15 protein-coding genes are annotated in these 19,316 nt (G+C 53.3%); all 15 read left to right on the top strand.

Annotated elements, in window-relative coordinates:
- Positions 1-201: 201 nt before the first annotated feature.
- On the top strand, positions 202-807 hold the full coding sequence (rpoE, locus tag C3Z11_RS06060; protein WP_106477064.1) for an RNA polymerase sigma factor RpoE: 606 nt from the start codon (positions 202-204) through the stop codon (positions 805-807).
- A gap of 99 nt (positions 808-906) precedes the next feature.
- Positions 907-1,614 (top strand): sigma-E factor negative regulatory protein, encoded by a 708-nt coding sequence (locus C3Z11_RS06055; protein WP_106477063.1) that lies wholly within the window; start codon positions 907-909, stop codon positions 1,612-1,614.
- Positions 1,614-2,582, top strand: coding sequence for a MucB/RseB C-terminal domain-containing protein (locus C3Z11_RS06050; protein ID WP_106477062.1), 969 nt, complete (start codon positions 1,614-1,616; stop codon positions 2,580-2,582). The genes C3Z11_RS06055 and C3Z11_RS06050 overlap by 1 nt, the downstream gene beginning before the upstream one ends.
- 157 nt (positions 2,583-2,739) lie before the next feature.
- Positions 2,740-4,170, top strand: a complete 1,431-nt coding sequence (locus C3Z11_RS06045) for a DegQ family serine endoprotease (RefSeq protein ID WP_106477061.1) — start codon at positions 2,740-2,742, stop codon at positions 4,168-4,170.
- A gap of 331 nt (positions 4,171-4,501) precedes the next feature.
- Positions 4,502-6,319, top strand: coding sequence for a translation elongation factor 4 (lepA, locus tag C3Z11_RS06040; RefSeq protein ID WP_106477060.1), 1,818 nt, complete (start codon positions 4,502-4,504; stop codon positions 6,317-6,319).
- A 41-nt stretch (positions 6,320-6,360) separates the two neighbouring features.
- The gene (gene lepB / locus C3Z11_RS06035) at positions 6,361-7,164 is read left to right on the top strand and encodes a signal peptidase I (RefSeq protein ID WP_106477059.1); all 804 of its coding nucleotides are present in this window, start codon (positions 6,361-6,363) and stop codon (positions 7,162-7,164) included.
- Positions 7,165-7,315: 151 nt separating this feature from the next.
- Positions 7,316-8,011 carry a ribonuclease III gene (gene rnc, locus C3Z11_RS06030; RefSeq protein WP_106477058.1) on the top strand — a complete coding sequence of 232 codons (696 nt, stop codon included), beginning with the start codon at positions 7,316-7,318 and terminating at the stop codon, positions 8,009-8,011.
- A complete protein-coding gene (era, locus tag C3Z11_RS06025; protein ID WP_106477057.1) occupies positions 8,008-8,967 on the top strand; it encodes a GTPase Era in 960 nt (319 codons plus the stop codon). The genes rnc and era overlap by 4 nt, the downstream gene beginning before the upstream one ends.
- A 12-nt stretch (positions 8,968-8,979) precedes the next feature.
- Positions 8,980-9,690 carry a DNA repair protein RecO gene (gene recO / locus C3Z11_RS06020; RefSeq protein WP_106477056.1) on the top strand — a complete coding sequence of 237 codons (711 nt, stop codon included), beginning with the start codon at positions 8,980-8,982 and terminating at the stop codon, positions 9,688-9,690.
- Between the two features lie 96 nt (positions 9,691-9,786).
- Positions 9,787-10,593: a pyridoxine 5'-phosphate synthase gene (pdxJ, locus tag C3Z11_RS06015; protein ID WP_106477055.1), complete on the top strand. Its 807-nt coding sequence runs from the start codon at positions 9,787-9,789 to the stop codon at positions 10,591-10,593.
- Positions 10,594-10,807: 214 nt separating this feature from the next.
- Positions 10,808-11,695, top strand: coding sequence for a cysteine synthase CysM (cysM, locus tag C3Z11_RS06010; RefSeq protein WP_106477054.1), 888 nt, complete (start codon positions 10,808-10,810; stop codon positions 11,693-11,695).
- Between the two features lie 78 nt (positions 11,696-11,773).
- Entirely contained in the window at positions 11,774-13,126 is a 1,353-nt protein-coding gene (gene rlmD, locus C3Z11_RS06005) for a 23S rRNA (uracil(1939)-C(5))-methyltransferase RlmD (protein ID WP_106477053.1), read from the top strand.
- A gap of 53 nt (positions 13,127-13,179) precedes the next feature.
- A complete protein-coding gene (gene relA, locus C3Z11_RS06000; protein ID WP_106477052.1) occupies positions 13,180-15,462 on the top strand; it encodes a GTP diphosphokinase in 2,283 nt (760 codons plus the stop codon).
- The gene (mazG, locus tag C3Z11_RS05995; RefSeq protein WP_106477051.1) at positions 15,459-16,307 is read left to right on the top strand and encodes a nucleoside triphosphate pyrophosphohydrolase; all 849 of its coding nucleotides are present in this window, start codon (positions 15,459-15,461) and stop codon (positions 16,305-16,307) included. Before relA ends, mazG begins: the two co-directional genes overlap by 4 nt.
- 142 nt (positions 16,308-16,449) lie before the next feature.
- Positions 16,450-19,194 carry a phosphoenolpyruvate carboxylase gene (ppc, locus tag C3Z11_RS05990; RefSeq protein ID WP_106477050.1) on the top strand — a complete coding sequence of 915 codons (2,745 nt, stop codon included), beginning with the start codon at positions 16,450-16,452 and terminating at the stop codon, positions 19,192-19,194.
- Positions 19,195-19,316: the final 122 nt, after the last annotated feature.

Here is a 19,316-nt window from a genome sequence, read left to right as displayed (position 1 = left end):
GATAGAGCAGTCTTATCTTCACCCTTGGCGATCTATGGTCCTTGATGAAGCGAGGATAAACGGGAACACTAATGGGACACTACCAAGGCCCGAAGGGCGTCAGGTTCAAAAATATATGATCCCGGTTTTAATCATGCATGTTGACGGGGCAGGCTGCAGTGTTTTAACACGCCATTTACCTCCTGGGTCAGGAGAATGTGAATGGCTGTAAAAGAAACTGATCAGCAGCTCGTTGAACGCGCCCAGAAGGGCGACAACCAAGCATTTGATCTGCTGGTCAAGAAATACCAACACAAGATTATTGGCTTGATCGGACGCTACGTTCATGATCAGGCTGAAGTATATGATGTGGCACAGGAAGCCTTCATCAAGGCTTATCGTGCGCTGGATAAGTTTCGCAGCGAGAGTGCCTTCTATACATGGATGTATCGTATTGCCATTAATACGGCCAAGAATCATCTGGTTGCACGTAGTCGCCGGCCGCCGGGCAGCGATCTTGATATCAGCGATGCGGAAATACTTGATAACAGCGGCCGTCTTTCGGATATCGATACTCCTGAGGCAGCCATCGCACGTGATCAGCTCGAAGCGGTGATTTTTGACGCTATTGAAAGCCTTCCGGAAGATTTGAGAACAGCGATTACATTACGTGAATTTGATGGCCTGTCGTATGAAGATATCGCCAGTGTCATGCAATGTCCGGTAGGGACGGTGCGCTCACGCATCTTTCGTGCCCGTGAAGTAGTCGATAGCTGTGTAAGGCCATTACTGTATCCCGAAGATGCCGATGACGTGGTACTCGAATAGTGGTCAATCAGGCAATTTTCTTCAGCAGCAAAACTAACTCGCTTTTCGGGTGTCAATTGATTAGTAGCGATCAGCTACGTCGAGTATGAGGGTGGTGGAATGAATCAAAAGGTACGGGAACCCTTATCTGCGTTGATGGATGGAGAGAGTGATGAACTAGAGGTTCGTCGCATTCTCAAGACATTGCGTGAGCAGCCGAAGGAAGCCGACACCTGGAGGCGTTATCATCTTGCCCGCAGCGTGATGCAGCGTGATCGTGATATTGATCTCAGCATCGATCTTTCTGCCATGGTGCGTGCGCGTATAGAAATGGAAGCGCGTCCTGAGCAGTTTGCACACGATGATTTGACGCCACGTCGCGCCACGTCATTCTCGTTCATGGGCAGTGCGGCCATTGCAGCAGCTGTCAGCCTGATGGTCATTACCGGTGTTCAGGTCTACCGTGGCGGGATAGGGACAGGCGTAGTACCTCTTAATGATGGCGCTGAGCTTGCCAGCCAACCACGAGCCGGTCTTGATGCAGGTGCAGCCTCCAATGAGGGAGCGTCACTGGTCGATTTGCCGATGTTTTCCAACGGGAGCGCCAGCCCCCAGAGCGGCATCATGCAGGTAGGCGCTCAGATGCCCTGGTTCATGTCACCAGAACAGCAGAACCAGAATCATCAGGTTGATATTCAACAGGCTCAGATGCTGCAGGGATATCTAAATCGGCATGTTGAGCAGGCAAGTTATCAGACCGGTGGTAGTTGGATGCCTATGCTGCAGGCTTCTGCACAGAGTAATGGCGAGTTGTCGAGTCAGCGTTGATGGGTAAGCTTTTAACACTTTCATTATTGGGATCTGTGGCATTCAGTCTGACCGTAGTGTCTAGTGTCAGAGCGGATGATGAAATGAATTGCGCCAAGCTGACTCAACAGCAGCCACCTGCTACGGCTTTGCAATGGTTCGAGCGGGGGGTACTGGCTGGACATTGTTATCGCTTCGACGCGCTTGCGGTTCGTTTTGGTCCAGGTGGTTTTAAAACCCTTGATATTGATCATGGGGTGAATGAGGACGGAGAGCATGAGCTTATCCGCTTTCTCGATGGTCCCTCTGTACAGCTTGAACGTAAAGGACATGTTCTATCGGACTGGAGGAGCGAGCAGCAATCTCAATCGGCGGGTGGCTCCCTATCACCTTCAGCGAGTGATCTTCAAAAATACTATCGCTTTGATATTGCGGGTACTGATCGAGTAGCCAATCGTGAGGTGGTAGTACTGAACGTTATCTCTCATGATGGCATGCGCTATTCGCATCAGTTCTGGTTCGATAAATCGACGGGTTTGCCTTTAAAGCAGCTGATGTTGGATGAGTCGGGTCATATTCTTGAAGCTTTTCAGGTGGCTCAGCTTAATGCCTTGGAACTCTATCCGGGATCATTGAGTACTATAGATAGTACCTCTTCTTCGAATGATATGGGCTGGCAGCCCTCTTGGTTGCCAGGAGGCTATCGACGCGTCTTGGCCGAGTCCGATGTCGAGATCAATGGCGTACCCATGGCGCGACGTTTATACAGCGATGGATTGTCCAGCTTGAGCATATTCACAGGCTCGCTGAATAATAAGCATGCACTACGCGAAGGAATTCATGGGCTAGGTATTTTTCAGGCCGCGGTTCGACATGTCGAACACGAAGGTCAGGTTTATCAGATTGTTGTCGTCGGTGAAGTGCCTACCGCTGTGTTATCGAAGGTTATTTCCAATCTGCATTGGTCAGATACTGTACCAATCCCCTGATGGCGTCCTGCCAGAAATATGAAAATTAAACGTAACGATAAGTGAACTCATTAGGTTTTTCGGCGTCAATGTTTGCGAAGCGGTCGGTAGTGGGCATCTGTTTCGCCGTCGCCCTTCGGTCGAGTTGTTAGAGAAAATAACTGTCAGGAGTCTTCCTATGGAGTCGATGAAACGCCAACTTTCGGTCTGGTTGGTGATGCTGGTGGCCTTGGTCGGTGCCCACAGCGCACAGGCGGCAGTCGATGCTCAAAAGCTGCCCGATTTTACTTCTCTCGTTGAACGGGCCGCGCCGGCTGTTGTTAATATCTCAACGACGCGTGAAGTGCAAAGCGGCATGTCTTCCCAGATGGGCCCTAATGCCCAGATCCCCGATTTCTTCCGCCACTTTTTCGGCGACCAGTTGCCGCCCGGCTTTGGTAGCCCCGATGGTGGTCAAGGGGGCGGTGAACTCCACTCTCTAGGGTCTGGGTTCATTATCAGTAAAGACGGTTACATTCTTACCAATGCGCACGTCGTTGATGGTGCCGATGAAATCAAGGTGCGTCTTAATGACCGCCGTGAACTCGACGGTAAATTGATTGGTGAAGACACCAAGACAGACGTCGCGTTGGTCAAGGTTGATGCCAAGGATCTGCCAACGCTCCATCTGGGAGATTCCGATAGCTTGAAAGTCGGTGAATGGGTCGCTGCGATTGGCTCGCCATTTGGTTTTGATCACTCGGTAACGGCTGGTATTGTCAGCGCTATCAACCGCACACTGCCAAGTGATACCTATGTGCCTTTCATTCAGACAGACGTGGCAATCAATCCGGGTAATTCGGGTGGTCCTCTGTTTAATCTTGATGGCGAGGTAGTGGGGATCAATTCGCAGATCTTTACACGCAGCGGTGGCTTCATGGGACTGTCATTTGCCATTCCCATCAATGTTGCGATGGATATTGCCGATCAGCTCAAGAAGGATGGCACCGTTCATCGTGGTTGGCTGGGTGTCGTGATTCAACCCGTTTCGAAGGATCTCGCCGACTCTTTTGGTCTTGAGGAGGCTAAAGGGGCCTTGGTCGCTGAAGTCGCGCCTGATGGGCCGGCGAAGAAGGCTGGGCTTAAATCGGGTGACATCATTCTGAGCGCCAATGGTGAAGATATTGATCGTTCAGATGTGCTGCCGCGTTTGGTCGGGCGGGTAAGTCCTGGCGATGAGATTAAGCTTGAAGTGTTGCGCAACGGTAAACGCCAGACGATCAACGCAACCGTTGGCGATTGGCCGCAGGAAGAAGGCACTGTACAGGCCAGCGATGACAAGGGGAGTGCCAATATTGGTATCGCAGTATCCTCTCTTTCTGCTCAAGAGCTAAGCCAGCTTGGCGTTGATAATGGCGTACTGGTTCAGCAGGTCGACCCACGCGGTGTGGCCGCCAAGGCGGGGATTCAGCCTGGCGATGTCATTGTTGAAGTCAATCGCAAGTCGATCGATTCGGTGAAGACGCTACGTGACGTGGTGAAAAGTCTGCCCAAGGGCAAGGCGGCGCCAGTACGCCTTTCTCGTGAGGGAAGCCCTCTGTTTGTAGCCATTCGGATTCCTGAGAAATAGGTACAAACACCACATGATGTAGAACAGGCGGAGTCTTTGTGGCTCCGCTTTTTTTATTCGTGAGAAGTCATTTTATATATGTGAAGTCATGTTCATGGTGCTGCCCATGCGCCGACGAGCCACGTATGAATTCGCTATGTTGATGTAGACGACTCCGTTGAAGCTTTTGTTGCCATGCCTCTGGCAAGGGGAGTTTCGCTTGTATCTGCGTAAGGGCGCGAATAGCCCCCACGAACCTAACCGGGTACAATGCTGCACAATCGGGCGATGGTTAGCCCCTATCAATCAAAAACGTATGCGTTATTGTGTACGCAAAGGCTATAGAGCAGATATGTCAAAAGACGTAGGTAACGGAAAGTTAAACCATATCCGGAACTTCTCTATTATCGCCCATATCGACCACGGTAAGTCGACGTTGGCCGATCGTATTATCCAGATTTGTGGTGGTTTGACCGAGCGCGAACTCAAGGAGCAAGTGCTCGATTCAATGGATATCGAGCGTGAGCGGGGTATTACCATCAAGGCGCAGTCGGTGACGCTGGATTACCATGCCCAGGACGGTAACGTTTACCAGCTGAACTTCATTGACACGCCTGGACACGTCGATTTTTCCTACGAAGTATCGCGTTCGCTATATGCCTGTGAAGGTGCGCTGCTTGTCGTTGATGCGGCTCAAGGGGTTGAAGCGCAATCGGTAGCCAACTGCTATACCGCCATTGAGCAAGGGCTTGAAGTTGTGCCCGTACTTAACAAGATGGATCTGCCTCAAGCCGATCCGGTTAAAGTAGCTCATGAGATAGAAGAAATTATCGGCCTGGAGGCTCAGAACGCCATACAGGTCTCGGCCAAGAGTGGTCTCGGTATGGAGGAGCTGCTCGAACGTCTGGTGCGGGATATTCCGCCGCCCCAGGGCGATCCCGAAGGTGACCTTCAGGCGTTAATCATTGACTCCTGGTTTGATAATTACTTAGGCGTCGTCTCGCTGGTGCGTCTTTTTGATGGCACGCTCAAGAAGGGCGATAAGATCATCATGAAGTCGATCGGTCGTGACTGGGAGGCGTCTGCGGTCGGTATCTTTACACCCAAGCGTACCGAGACCAATGTGCTGCGCGCCGGCGAGGTTGGCTTTATAGTCGCTGGGATCAAGGATATTCATGGTGCGCCGGTAGGCGATACGATTACCCACGCCAAGACTCCGAAAGTGGAACGTCTTCCCGGCTTTAAGAAGGTCAAGCCGCAGGTTTATGCCGGCATGTTCCCGATCAGTGCCGATGATTATGAAGACTTTCGTGATGCGCTAGAAAAACTGGCCTTGAACGATGCTTCTCTGGACTATGTGCCGGAAAATTCGGACGCGCTAGGTTTCGGCTTCCGGGTAGGCTTTCTGGGTACTCTCCATATGGAGATTATCCAGGAGCGCCTTGAGCGTGAATATAATCTTGACCTGCTGACCACGGCACCTACGGTCGTTTATGAACTTGCCATGGATAATGGTGAGGTTCACTACATTTCCAACCCGTCGAAACTTCCGGACATGGCATCTGTCAATGAGATGCGTGAACCGATTGTGCGTGCCAGCATTCTGGTGCCGCAGGAGTTTGTCGGCAACGTTATCAATGAATGTGTAACGCGGCGCGGCGTGCAGCTTGATATGCAGGTGTTGGGTAATCAAATGCAGTTGACCTACGAGCTGCCGATGGCGGAAGTCGTCATGGATTTCTTCGATCGCCTGAAGTCGATTTCCAAGGGCTACGCCTCGCTTGATTATAGCTTCGAGCGTTTTGAGCCGGCCAAGCTTGTTCGTCTCGACGTGCTGATCAATGGTGACCGCGTCGATGCGCTGGCGGTCATCATTCACCGCGATCATGCCCACAATCGAGGCCGCATTCTAGTCGATAAGATGAAAGATCTTATTCCGCGGCAGATGTTCGATGTGGCCATTCAGGCCGCTATCGGCGGTCATGTGGTGGCACGTTCGACCGTTAAAGCACTTCGCAAGAACGTGACGGCTAAATGTTATGGTGGTGACGTAAGCCGTAAGAAAAAGCTGTTGGAAAAGCAGAAGCAGGGCAAGAAGCGTATGAAACAGGTCGGACGAGTGGAAATCCCTCAGGATGCGTTCCTCGCCGTACTTAAGGTCAACGACTGACGTCCGAAAGACACTTTAGAACGACGGGGATATCTTTCACGATGGATTTTTCGCTGGTGCTGGTTGTGGCCGTGGCCATTTCAGGCCTGATTTGGCTGATGGATATCGTTTTTTGGCGCCGGGCCAGGCGCGAGCAGTTGGCCGCCGCCGAGGCCAATGCTGGGCAATCCCTGGATGAAAAGTCACGACAGAAGGTGGCTGGCGATCCTTGGTATGTGGATTATGCTCGGTCATTTTTCCCGGTATTGCTTCTTGTACTGGTATTGCGCTCGTTTCTGATCGAGCCTTTTCAGATCCCCTCAGGCTCGATGCGTCCGACCCTTGAAGTAGGTGATTACATTGTCGTCAACAAGTTCACCTATGGTCTGCGTTTGCCCGTCGTCAATACCAAGTTCATCGACATAGGTGAACCCGAGCGCGGTGATGTGATGGTTTTTCGGTTTCCACAGGATCCGAGTGTCAATTTCATCAAGCGTGTCATCGGTTTGCCGGGGGATCGTATTCGCTACGAAGGCAAACAGCTTTACATTAATGATGAGCCTGTCGAAAAGGATTTGCTGCTAGAGAACCCGCCAGAGAATCCAGGTGAAGAGCTCTATCAGGAGTATCTGGGCGATGTTGAGCATCCCATCTACAATAACCCGCAGGATGCGGGCCCGCAGATGCGAGAAGTCACTGTACCGCCTGGTTATTATTTCATGATGGGTGACAATCGAGATCATTCCAACGACAGCCGTTATTGGGGCTTCGTCCCAGAAGAGAACATCGTTGGCAAGGCATTTGCCGTGTGGATGCACTGGCAAGGCAGCGTACCCGATTTCTCAAGTGTGCGTCTGATCCATTAAACTCACTCGATAGTGTTTTTATAATGAATGATCACAGGGACCGCTGAGCGGTCCCTGCGCTTAATAAATAGCCCTATATCAAAATGTCATATTACAAGATGCCTAGTCATCTCCAGAATTCATCCTTAGAAAGCAAAAAAGCAGGAGTCTCGTGAGCAGCTCCCTGAAAATCTTCAGTCAACGGATTGGCCATCAGTTCAACGATATTAGTCGTCTTGAACTGGCGTTGACTCATCGTAGCTTTGGTGGTCAGAACAACGAACGGTTGGAGTTTTTAGGTGACTCGATCGTCAATTTCGTCGTTGGCGAGGCCCTTTTTAACCGTTTCCCTGAGGCGCGTGAAGGGCAGTTGTCACGGTTACGCGCCAGGCTGGTCAAAGGCCAGACGCTGGCTGAACTTGCCCGTGAATTTGAGCTGGGTGAATTCCTGCGTCTTGGCTCGGGCGAGATGAAAAGCGGTGGCTACCGGCGAGATTCCATCTTGGCCGACGCGCTGGAAGCCGTGATCGGCGCCATCTATCTTGATAGCGATATGATAACTGCCAAGGCGCGCGTTCTGACGTGGTATGAAACCCGTCTTGCATCGCTTGATCTGCAGGATAATCAGAAAGATCCCAAGACGCGGTTACAGGAGTTCCTTCAGTCGCGGCAGATAGCGCTTCCGCGCTATGAGGTGCTATCGGTGGAAGGTGAAGCGCATGCCCAGACATTTACCGTTGAGTGTTATGTCGCCACGCTTGCCGACGTGACGCTTGGCATTGGCTCAAGCCGCCGGCATGCTGAACAGCAGGCCGCTGAACGTGCGCTTTCAAGACTTGAACCCAAACGTCGGGGGACATCAGCATGAATCCCAGTGATACCAACGGGCACGATGTGGCGCCTGAAGAGCAAAGTACTCAGGCCGCCAATACGCGCTGCGGATTCGTGGCGATTGTGGGGCGTCCCAATGTCGGCAAGTCGACACTGATGAATCGAATTCTGGGTCAGAAAATATCGATCACCTCGCGTCGTCCGCAGACGACACGCCATCAGGTAATGGGCGTAAAAACAGAAGGTGATGCACAGACGATCTATGTCGACACACCCGGCATGCATTTAATGGGAAAAGATCGTAACCGTGCAATCAATCGTTTCATGAACCAGGCGGCCAGCCAGGCGTTGCGCGATATCGACTGCGTACTGTTCATTGTTGACCGTACCAAATGGACGCCGGAAGACGATATCGTGCTTGAAAAGCTTGAACACGTTAATGCGCCGGTCATTCTTGCGGTCAATAAAGTCGACTGGTTAAAGGATAAAAGTGAACTGCTGCCCTGGCTCACGACGCTGGAAAAGAAACGCACGTTTGATGCGATTTTACCCATTTCCGCCAAGGATGGGGTCAACGTGCCTGAACTTGAGGCCGAAATTGCCAAGCATCTTCCAGCTAACGTGCATTTCTTCCCTGAAGATCAGGTCACTGACAAGAGCCAGCGCTTTCTAGCCGCCGAGCTAGTGCGTGAGAAGGTCATGCGTCAGCTTGGCGAGGAGCTTCCTTATCAGCTCACCGTCGAAATCGAAGAGTTTCGTGATGAGGGGCATATCATCCATATCAGCGCATTGATGCTGGTAGAGCGTGATGGCCAGAAGAAAATTCTGATCGGAGAGCAGGGCAGCCGGATTAAAAGTATCGGCCGTGATGCGCGCCTTGAAATGGAGCGTGCCTTTGATGCCAAGGTCATGCTCAAGCTCTGGGTCAAGGTAAAGCGTGGCTGGTCGGATGATGAGCGTGCGCTAAAAAGCCTCGGATACGATCTGGACTAAACGGACGACGACATGCAGCCGCATCCGGCCTACCTGCTTCATCGACGGCCCTACCGCGAAACAAGTGCGCTGGTGGATGTCATTACCTTGGAACATGGCCGGCTGCGTGCTGTTGCGCGTGGCATAATGCGCCCCGGTAGTCGTTCACGCGGCCGATTACAGCCGTTTACGCCTCTGCACCTGACCTGGTCGGGTGAGGGTGAACTCAAGACACTTAAAGTTATGGAGTCGCACGGTCCCGGTGCCATGCTGGCAGGAGAAGGGCTCTTGTGTGGATTCTATGCCAACGAATTGATGATTCGCTGTCTGCCGGTTGAACTGCCCGTAAAGGAGGTTTTTGCGGTATACAGTTCGCTGCTTGAAGCGCTCCCGCTCCCCGCTATGCGCGCTCCCGCGCTGCGTCGATTTGAGGTGACATTGCTTGAAGCACTTGATGCCGAGCCGGTGTTTGTCACAGAAAACGACACTCCGCTTGAGATGCATACGCAGTATGTCTATCGCGGCGATATGCGCCGTTTTCGCCCCGCGTTGGCTCAGGAGCAGGGCATCGATGGCCGTACGTTGAAACTATTGGCACGTGGCGATTGGGAGTCGCCTGGCCTAGCGCGTGTTGCCAAACAGCTGACGCGCATTGCTTTACAGCCGCTTCTTGGTAATCAGACGCTGCGCTCACGTGAGTTAATGCATGAGCTTGCAGTGCGCCGACAAAAAGCGCCGTCTTGAGATTGATACCTTCTTTTCATACCTGAATTATCGGCGCTATAAAAAGTTCTGGTGCCGTCATCACCATTCACCTGCTTGTTTGATCAGGAGCCGTTCATGCATCCTCCCCGTATTCAACTAGGCGTCAACATCGACCACATTGCTACTTTGCGTCAGGCGCGTGGCATGCGCTATCCCGATCCGGTCCAGGCTGCACTATTAGCCGAAGAAGCAGGAGCCGATGGCATCACGCTACATCTGCGTGAAGACCGTCGCCATATTCAGGAACGTGATGTCGAAATCATCGTCCAAGTTATCAATACCCATCTCAATCTGGAGATGGCGGTTACCGATGAAATGATAGCCTTTGCTGAGCGGCTCAAACCCGCTCACGTTTGTTTGGTACCTGAAAAGCGCGAAGAGTTGACTACCGAGGGTGGGCTAGACGTTGCCGGCCAGCCAGAGCGTATCGGCATGGCATGTCAGCGGCTTGCGGCAGCCGGCTGCGAGGTCTCGCTGTTCATCGACCCTGACCCGGAACAGATTCAAGCTGCATTTGAGTGTGGTGCACCTACCGTTGAACTGCATACCGGTGCTTATGCTGAAGCGACAGGTGAGGCGGCAAGAGTTGAGCATGAACGCATTGCCGCGGCAGCTGAACTCGCCAGTGAGCTTGGTCTGATCGTCAATGCGGGGCACGGGCTTCATTACCATAACGTTGAGGCAATTGCCGCTATCGGCGGTATCAATGAGCTTAATATCGGTCACGCTATTATTGCTCGAGCGCTATTTGTTGGGCTTAAAGAGGCCGTAGCAGAGATGAAGCGCTTGATTATCGCCGGACAGGAAGCTGGCCTGATGCTGGCGCTTGATGATCATGACCATGACGAAGGTCCGGAATGTCATCTGTGCCATGATCACTGAGGTCACAGATGTATTGTTTGCTGGGTTGATACGATGCTGATTGCAGGTTGCATAAGCTAACTATAGATTACGCCGCGCTACCGGCCTGACGTAGGTAATGCTCGGGCGTATAATCGCTTTTCTTTGGCGCCCCGGCCGGCTAACGAGCGCGCTCGCGTGGTACGGGTAGCGACATCGTGATCCCGATAGAATCTGCTGACGATAGGAGTATGACATGCCGTATCCGACCCTTGAGGAAGTCGTCGGCAATACCCCGCTGGTGCGCCTGGCGCGCATCACGGCCGGCCGCAACAATGTGATTCTGGCTAAGCTTGAAGGCAATAATCCGGCCGGATCGGTTAAGGATCGCCCTGCTTTGATGATGATCAATGAGGCGGAAGCACGCGGTGAAATTATGCCTGGCGACACGCTGATCGAGGCGACATCAGGCAATACCGGTATTGCCATGGCCATGGCCGCCGCGATCAAGGGCTATCACATGGTGCTGATTATGCCTGAAAGCGCCAGCGCCGAGCGTAAACATGCGATGGCCGCCTATGGCGCTGAGCTTATTGAGGTCAGCCGTGACGAGGGGATGGAAGGCGCGCGTGACTTGGCCGACAGCATGATCGCGCAAGGACGAGGCAAGCCGCTTAATCAATTCTCCAATAGCGATAATCCGCTCGCGCACTATCGCTCTACCGGGCCTGAACTATGGCGCCAGACTAGCGGTGAAATTACCCACTTCGTTAGTGCAATGGGGACCACGGGAACCATTATGGGCGTGTCCCGTTACCTTAAAGAGCGCAATCCTGACATTCAGGTAGTCGGCCTGCAGCCAGCGGATAATGCCAGTATTGCGGGTATCCGGCGCTGGCCTGAGGCCTATCGGCCCAGCATATTTGATCCTGCTCGTGTCGATAAGGTACTCGATATCGGCCAGGAAGAGGCTGAACAGCACATGCGTCGCCTCGTACGTGAAGAGGGGATCTTGGCAGGCGTCTCGTCTGGTGGTGCCTTGGCCGGTGCACTACGCATTGCCGAAACTGTAGAAAATGCAGTAATCGCCTTTATCGTCTGCGACCGCGGTGACCGCTATCTTTCCACGGGGCTTTATGCATGAGCGCAAGGTATGCCTTCAGGCTCAGGCCAAGAAGCAGTACCAACGTATGAATTTCAATAACAGGCACGGTTAAGCAAAATGGCAAGATTAGGCGAGCGACGTACCTCACGTGCGCCCACGCGCAGAAAGTTGCAAAGCGCTGCCAAGATCGAAACGGATAATACCCTGACGATCGAGCGACTTTCACACGATGGCCGCGGTATCGCTCACGATGCCGATGGCAAAACGGTATTTGTCGATCGTGCCTTGCCAGAAGAACGTGTTGAAGCGGCTGTCCATCGTAGTCATCGACGCTTTGATGAAGCGCACGTCAAGCAACTGCTATCTAAAAGTGAGCTGCGTACCACGCCTCGCTGCATCCATTTTGGGGTATGTGGCGGTTGTGATGTGCAGCACATCGATATCGAGGCGCAGCGCCGCCACAAGCGCAGCGTGCTGGAAGAACACTTCGCACGTCATCAACTGAGCCTTCCGGCTATTGATTTGCTTGCCGGTAATGCTTATGGATACCGCCGCCGTGCCAGATTAGGTGTCAAGATCGACAGGAATGGGCAAACCCATTTCGGATTTCGAATTCGTGGCAGTGACCGGATTTTTGATATCGAGCAGTGTCCTATCCTCGTCCCTGAGCTTGAGCGGCTGCTGCCTGAGCTGCGTCAGCATCTTGAACAACTTGAAGCCCCCCGCCGTCTGGGCCATATCGAGCTCATTGCCGCCGATAATACCTGCGCCGTTATCGTGCGCCAGCTGAAGGAAGTGCCACGAGATACCGAGCTTTGGCGTAGCTTGGCCCAGCGCCTCGGCGTTTCGTTAATCATGGTAGAGGGGCGTGACGCGCCTGCGTTGCAGCTGCTTGAAGGTGAGGCGGTGCTCCACTATCGCCTTGAAACGACAGGACACGAGCCTCTTATACTTTCGTTTTTACCCGGTGACTTTTTACAAGTAAACGCAGAAATTAATGAAGCGCTGGTTGAAAAGACGCTTGCCTGGAGCGAGGTAAATGCGCAGACAGAGGTCATTGACCTGTTTGCCGGTATCGGTAATTTCACGTTGCCTTTGGCACAGCGCGGCGCAAAGGTGACGGGCATCGAGGGGCGCCAGGCGATGGTTGAGCGGCTTTTGAGTAATGCTCAAGCTAACGGGCTCGATCATGTTACGGCCCGTCAGGCAGACCTGAACCATTTTCCCGAGGGGCTTTCTAAGGCCTCGTTGATCGTGCTCGATCCTCCTCGTGACGGTGCTCTGACTATTTGCCAAGGCTTGGCCGAGCATGGGCCGGCGCGCGTGCTTTATGTATCGTGCGAGCCAGCTACGCTCGCACGCGATGCAGCGGCGCTTGTCGCTGGGGGATATCGGATCAGTAGAGCGGCAGTGGCTGACATGTTTCCCCAAACAGCTCACATGGAATCGTTACTGCTCTTTGAACGCTAAATGCGGGATAAGTGACATAGGTTTGTTATACCGATCACGGTGCGGAGAATGTCATGGTCAAGGTGCGTGAAGATCAGCCTTTGAAGGCAGACGGTCGGGTCGATATTCCGGCCTGGATCGCGCATTTGCAGCAAGATGTAGTACTACATGATCCTCAGGTGCTTCACGAAGCCTGTACCTTGGCCGAACGACTGGCACTTGATGCTGAGGCAAACGGGGAGGTGTGGCGTGACAACGCGATTACCTTCCGCACTGGCCTTGAGATGGCGGATATTCTTGGTGAGCTCAAGCTTGACCAGCCCACGTTGGTCGCTGCCGTACTTTACCGTGCTGTGCGTAAAGGGCTGATCAGTTGCGAAGCGGTCGAAAAGCGCTTTGGCAAAGAAGTCGCTTCGTTGATTGATGGTGTGTTAAAGATGGCCGCTATCAGCCAGTTGCAAGCACCAGACCACGGCTTGTCCCAGCATAATCAGCAGGAAAACCTGCGCAAGATGCTGGTCACCATGATCGATGACGTACGCGTTGCGCTGATCAAGATTGCCGAGCGGACCTGCATATTGCGTCAGGTTCGCAACGATTCACGTGACAAATGCCTGCGCGTGGCGCGGGAAGTCTTCGATATCTACGCACCGCTGGCCCACCGGCTCGGTGTCGGCCATGTCAAGTGGGAGCTCGAAGACCTCTCGTTTCGCTATCTTCATGAGGACGATTACAAGGCGATCGCCAAGCAGCTCGCCGAGAAGCGCCTTGATCGCGATCGTTATATCAATGATGTGGTCAGTACGCTCAAGAGCCAGCTCGAGGCGCAGGGCATCATGCGCTACGACCTGGCGGGCCGAGCCAAGCATATCTATTCGATCTGGCGCAAGATGAAGCGCAAGCGCATCAACTTTTCACAGGTTCATGATGTGCGGGCAGTACGCATTCTGGTGCCTGAAATTACAGATTGTTATACCGTGCTCGGTATTGTCCATTCTCGCTGGCATCACGTTCCCAATGAGTTTGATGACTATATCGCCAACCCCAAGAAAAATGGTTATCAGTCCTTGCATACGGCCGTCATTGGGCCTGAAAACAAGGTGCTTGAGATTCAGATTCGTACCTTTGCCATGCATGAGGAGGCTGAGCTCGGCGTCTGTGCTCACTGGCGTTATAAAGGCACCGATGTCGACACGAAAAGCCGCGGTTATGAAGAAAAGATCGCCTGGCTGCGTCAGGTGCTCGAATGGCAGGAAGAAGTTGGCGAGCTGAGTAATATCAGTGAAGGGCTTAATTCCGATATCGCGCCTGACCGAATCTATGTGTTCACTCCTGATGGGCATGTTATCGATCTACCCCGCGTGGCGACACCGATTGACTTTGCCTACCGAGTACACACCGAAATTGGCCATCTTTGTCGCGGTGCCAAGGTTGACGGTCGGATTGTACCGTTGACTTATCGGCTCAAGACCGGTCAACAAGTGGAAATTTTAACCGCTACCAAGGGCGGGCCCAGCCGTGATTGGCTGAACCCCAACCTTGGTTACGTCAAGACCTCCCGCGCACGCACCAAGATCCAGGCGTGGTTCAAGCAGCAGGCCCGTGAGCAGAATCTGGAGGAGGGCAAGGGGCTGCTGGAGCGTGAGTTCCGGCGCCTGGATCTTGATAACCTGGATCGTAATAAGCTTGCCCAAGCCGTCAATTATGCGATTGCCGATGACATGTATGCGGCCATTGGGGCCGGTGACTTGCGTGTTGGCCAGGTACTTTCTCAGGCCCAGCATCTGTTCGGTGATACCGAGGATCAGGATCAACTCGATCGCTTGCTGACGCGACCACGCAAAACGGGCGGCAAAGAGGCGCCGGACAGCGTTACCGTGTTGGGTGTCGGCAATCTCAAGACGCAGATGGCTAATTGCTGCCACCCTGTGCCCGGTGACCAGATTGTGGGCTTTATTACCCATGGGCGCGGAGTCACTATTCACCGCGGTGATTGCCCTAATATCCTCCAGCTGAGAAGCGAGGAGCCCAACCGAATCGTAGCGGTCGAATGGGGAAGCCGTCAGATCGTGCAGTATACGGTTGACATTGAGATTCTGGCTTGGGACCGCTCCAATCTGCTGCGCGATGTCACCGGTGTGCTTTCCGGTGAAAAGATCAATGTTCTGGCTGTCAATACACGCACCGACAAGAATCACAATATGGCGACGCTCAATATTACCCTTGAGGTGGCGAGTCTTGAGGTGCTGGAACGTCTGTTCAGCCGAATCCAACAGCTACCGAACGTGACCGATATCAAGCGGCTGCGTCAGGGTGGCGAGCGTAGAATGGATGAACACAATAGAGGATCGGCATGACGACACCCAGTGATAGCACGCGTTACACACTTGATGATCTGTTGAGCCTGATGGCGTGTTTGAGAGATCCGCAATATGGCTGCCCCTGGGACGTTAAGCAGCAATGGGCAACGATCGTACCCCATACGCTTGAAGAAGCTTATGAAGTTGCCGATGCGATTGGACGTTGCGCTTTCGATGAGTTACCCAGTGAGCTCGGTGACTTATTGTTCCAGGTGGTTTACTACGCGCAGTTCGGGCAGGAGGAAGGACGCTTTGACTTCAATGACATCGTTCATATCCTGACCACCAAGATGATTGCCCGACATCCTCATGTCTTTCCCGACGGCACGCTCGCGTCACGTCGGGAGGGTATGAGTGCGGCTGAGGTCGAGCAGCAACAGGTACACTCCCGCTGGGAAACACGCAAGGCAGAGGAACGTGCCGGGCGTCAGGCGCATTCGGCACTTGATGATATTCCTCTTGCATTACCTGCCCTGTCGAGGGCACAGAAGTTATCCAAGCGCGCGGCTCGGGTAGGCTTCGATTGGCCTGATACCCAGGGTGCAATAGCCAAAATAAACGAAGAACTCGCTGAAGTGGAGGAGGCGATCTCCTCAGGTGATAAAGGCGAGATGCATGCGGAAGTGGGCGATCTACTGTTTTCGGTGGTTAATCTGGCGCGTCAACTGGGAATCGATCCGGAACAGGCCCTGCGTGCTACCAATGCCAAGTTTGAGCGGCGTTTTCGCTATGTAGAGCAGGCGCTCGCAGCACAAGGTAAACGCTGCGAAGACGTGCCGCTTGAAGAAATGGATCATCATTGGGATGCGGCCAAGCGCACGGAAACGCATAGTACAAAATAGACGGTAACGGAGTAGTCGCCGGATGGCACAAGGCGAAGGTAAACAGGCATTTCGTTCCACGATAGTAGTCACTCATCGCCTATAGGGATTGTCGTGGCCGAGACATGACGCTAGGTTAGAAAAATAACCTTAGGGGAATTGCATGAGCCACGATCACCATTCTGATGCTGTAAACGACTCGTCACGCGGGCGCACTACTCATCATGACGCGTCTGTTATCCCGCAAGCGGGCTTAGACGAGACTCATTTGCATGAATCGCTACGCGATAACGTCCGGATTCTAGGGGACAACCTGGGGCAGACGATTGCCAAGGATCTGGGGCAAGATTTCGTCGATCAGATTGAAACCATTCGCGCATATGCCAAGCGCGGCCGTCAGGGAGACAAGACGGGGCGTCAGGAGCTGATCGAGTATTTAGGTAAGCTGCCTGATGACGATCTTCTTCCGGTAACTCGTGCGTTCAATCAGTTTCTCAATTTGGCCAATATTGCCGAGCAGCATTATCGTGGCCGTTTCCATCGTGTCGAGGATTACCGTCCAGGCAGCCAGCCTGAGCTGGAAGAATTGATCACGCGAGTGCAAGAGTCAGGTGTTGACCCCTCCGCGCTGTTTGAAACCTTCGTCAACATGCGTGTCGAACTGGTACTGACCGCACATCCTACCGAAGTCGTACGCCGCACCTTGATTCAAAAATACGATGCGATAGACGGTTGTCTGGGGGAGCTTGATGCCGCTGCCCAACGGCCTGAGCATGCTGAGCGTATTCATGCACGTCTTGCCGAGTTGATCAGTCAGGCCTGGCATACTGACGAAATTCGTCGTGAGCGACCCACGCCCGTTGATGAAGCCCGTTGGGGATTTGCCGTCATTGAAAACTCACTGTGGCAGGCTGTGCCTGAATTCTATCGCGGTCTTGACAACCTGTTGCTCGAAAGCGTTGGAAAGCGGTTGCCACTCGAGGCATCACCGATTCTTTTCGCCTCCTGGATGGGAGGTGATCGAGACGGCAACCCCAACGTGACGGCTGATGTCACCCGTGAAGTGCTGCTATTGGGACGCTGGATGGCAGCCGATCTTTATCTGCGTGATCTTCATGCGCTGAAACACGAATTGTCGATGTGGAAGGCAACTCCCGTACTCAAGGCCGAAACCGGGGACGTAAGCGAGCCCTATCGGGAGCTACTGAAGCGGTTAATACGTCGGGTAGAAACTACACGAGATTGGGCGCAGGCCCGTCTCGATGGAGTGCCTTTCGATAGTGAAACGCCTGTTATTGAAACGCGCGATCAGCTCTTTGCGCCGCTGATGATGTGCTATCGCTCTTTATGCGAAAGTGGACTCGATACCATTGCTAACGGCGCTTTGCTTGATACGCTGCGGCGAGTCGCCTGCTTCGGCGTCACGCTGACCAAGCTCGATATCCGGCAGGAGTCGACGCGTCATACCCAGGTGCTTGAGGAACTGACCGATTATCTCGGACTTGGCGATTACAGTGCTTGGGATGAACAGAAGCGGCAGCAGTTTTTGCTCGAGGAGCTTGAGTCGAAGCGTCCGTTGATTCCCGCATACTGGCAGTGCTCGGATGACACAAGCGAAGTGCTCGATACTTTCGATGTCATTGCGCGTGAATATAAAGAAGCCCTCGGTACTTATGTCATATCGATGGCGGGCCAACCCTCTGATGTACTCGCCGTTGCTTTGTTAATGAAAGAGCGCAGCGGCGATGTGCCATTGCCGATTGCCCCTCTGTTCGAGACGCTTGACGATCTTGATCATGCTGGAGAGGTAATAGATAGCTTACTGTCGATGCCTGTTTACCGGCGTCTGATCAATGACCGGCAGGAAGTCATGATCGGTTATTCCGATTCAGCCAAGGATGCCGGACAGCTGGCTGCCGCTTGGGCGCAATATCGTGCTCAGGAGCGTCTTGTCGAAGTTTGTGCGGCCAACGCAGTAACCTTAACCCTCTTTCATGGCCGGGGCGGCGCGGTAGGGCGGGGTGGCGGACCTGCCTATGCCGCAATACTTTCGCAACCTCCGGGGTCGGTAAACGGTAGCCTGAGGGTGACCGAGCAGGGAGAAATGATTCGTTTCAAATTCGGGCAGACGACTATCGCCGTGCGTTCAATGGAGATTTATGCCTGTGCTGTACTGGAGGCAACGTTATTACCTCCACCCCAGCCAAAGCTTGCCTGGCGGCAGGAAATGGATCGTCTCGCCGAGCACGCACATCGCGTCTATTCAAGCGTAGTGCGTGAAGACCCTAATTTTGTGCCTTATTTCCGGGCAGTGACGCCAGAAACCGTGCTGTCCCGCCTGCCGCTGGGATCACGTCCGGCAAAGCGCCGCCAGGAGGGGGGCGTAGAGACCCTGCGTGCGATTCCATGGATCTTCGCCTGGACACAAACTCGGCTGATGTTGCCCGCCTGGCTGGGCAGCGGCGAGGCATTTGCTGAGCGCATCGAGAAAGAGCAAGGCCTAGAGTGCTTGCGCGAAATGATGGAGCAGTGGCCTTTCTTCGGAACCTATCTCGATATGCTTGAGATGCTGCTCGCCAAGGCCGATGGTGAAATCACTGCCTATTATGAAGAGCGTCTGATTGACGAGCCAGTATTGCAGGAGCTGGGAGCAACCCTACGCGAAAGGCTGCGAGTATTGATTGATGTAGTATTGAATATCCGCAATCAACACTATCTGCTTGAGCACATGCCGTTGATTCGTCAGGCCATTGATGTGCGCAACCCCTACATTGATCCGTTGCATGGTCTTCAGGCTGAACTCTTGCAGCGCAATCGGAACGCTGACGGTGCGATTTCATCGGAGTTGTCACGAGCACTCATGGTGACTATGGCAGGTATCTCTGCGGGGCTTCGCAATACGGGTTAGCCGCGGTTGCAAGCCTGGGAACGCATATAAACAATGGTGGGAGAATGCTGAGCAGGCGGCGGATAAGAGTTTTTTTGTCAGTACTGCCTTGAAAAGGCCTGTTTGGTGCCTAATGTTAAAGA

Origin of the sequence: Phytohalomonas tamaricis (genome assembly GCF_003012345.1) — a bacterium.
Lineage (GTDB): Bacteria > Pseudomonadota > Gammaproteobacteria > Pseudomonadales > Halomonadaceae > Phytohalomonas > Phytohalomonas tamaricis.
This window is presented reverse-complemented; position numbering and strand designations above follow the sequence as displayed.

Bases quoted from the DNA above. Each gene is read 5' to 3' on its own strand.
- cysM (WP_106477054.1), top strand. From the start codon at position 10,808: ATGCCGTATCCGACCCTTGAGGAAGTCGTCGGCAATACCCCGCTGGTG.
- lepB (WP_106477059.1), top strand. From the start codon at position 6,361: ATGGATTTTTCGCTGGTGCTGGTTGTGGCCGTGGCCATTTCAGGCCTG.
- ppc (WP_106477050.1), top strand. From the start codon at position 16,450: ATGAGCCACGATCACCATTCTGATGCTGTAAACGACTCGTCACGCGGG.
- pdxJ (WP_106477055.1), top strand. From the start codon at position 9,787: ATGCATCCTCCCCGTATTCAACTAGGCGTCAACATCGACCACATTGCT.
- C3Z11_RS06050 (WP_106477062.1), top strand. From the start codon at position 1,614: ATGGGTAAGCTTTTAACACTTTCATTATTGGGATCTGTGGCATTCAGT.
- lepA (WP_106477060.1), top strand. From the start codon at position 4,502: ATGTCAAAAGACGTAGGTAACGGAAAGTTAAACCATATCCGGAACTTC.
- relA (WP_106477052.1), top strand. From the start codon at position 13,180: ATGGTCAAGGTGCGTGAAGATCAGCCTTTGAAGGCAGACGGTCGGGTC.
- C3Z11_RS06055 (WP_106477063.1), top strand. From the start codon at position 907: ATGAATCAAAAGGTACGGGAACCCTTATCTGCGTTGATGGATGGAGAG.
- recO (WP_106477056.1), top strand. From the start codon at position 8,980: ATGCAGCCGCATCCGGCCTACCTGCTTCATCGACGGCCCTACCGCGAA.
- C3Z11_RS06045 (WP_106477061.1), top strand. From the start codon at position 2,740: ATGGAGTCGATGAAACGCCAACTTTCGGTCTGGTTGGTGATGCTGGTG.
- era (WP_106477057.1), top strand. From the start codon at position 8,008: ATGAATCCCAGTGATACCAACGGGCACGATGTGGCGCCTGAAGAGCAA.
- rpoE (WP_106477064.1), top strand. From the start codon at position 202: ATGGCTGTAAAAGAAACTGATCAGCAGCTCGTTGAACGCGCCCAGAAG.
- rlmD (WP_106477053.1), top strand. From the start codon at position 11,774: ATGGCAAGATTAGGCGAGCGACGTACCTCACGTGCGCCCACGCGCAGA.
- mazG (WP_106477051.1), top strand. From the start codon at position 15,459: ATGACGACACCCAGTGATAGCACGCGTTACACACTTGATGATCTGTTG.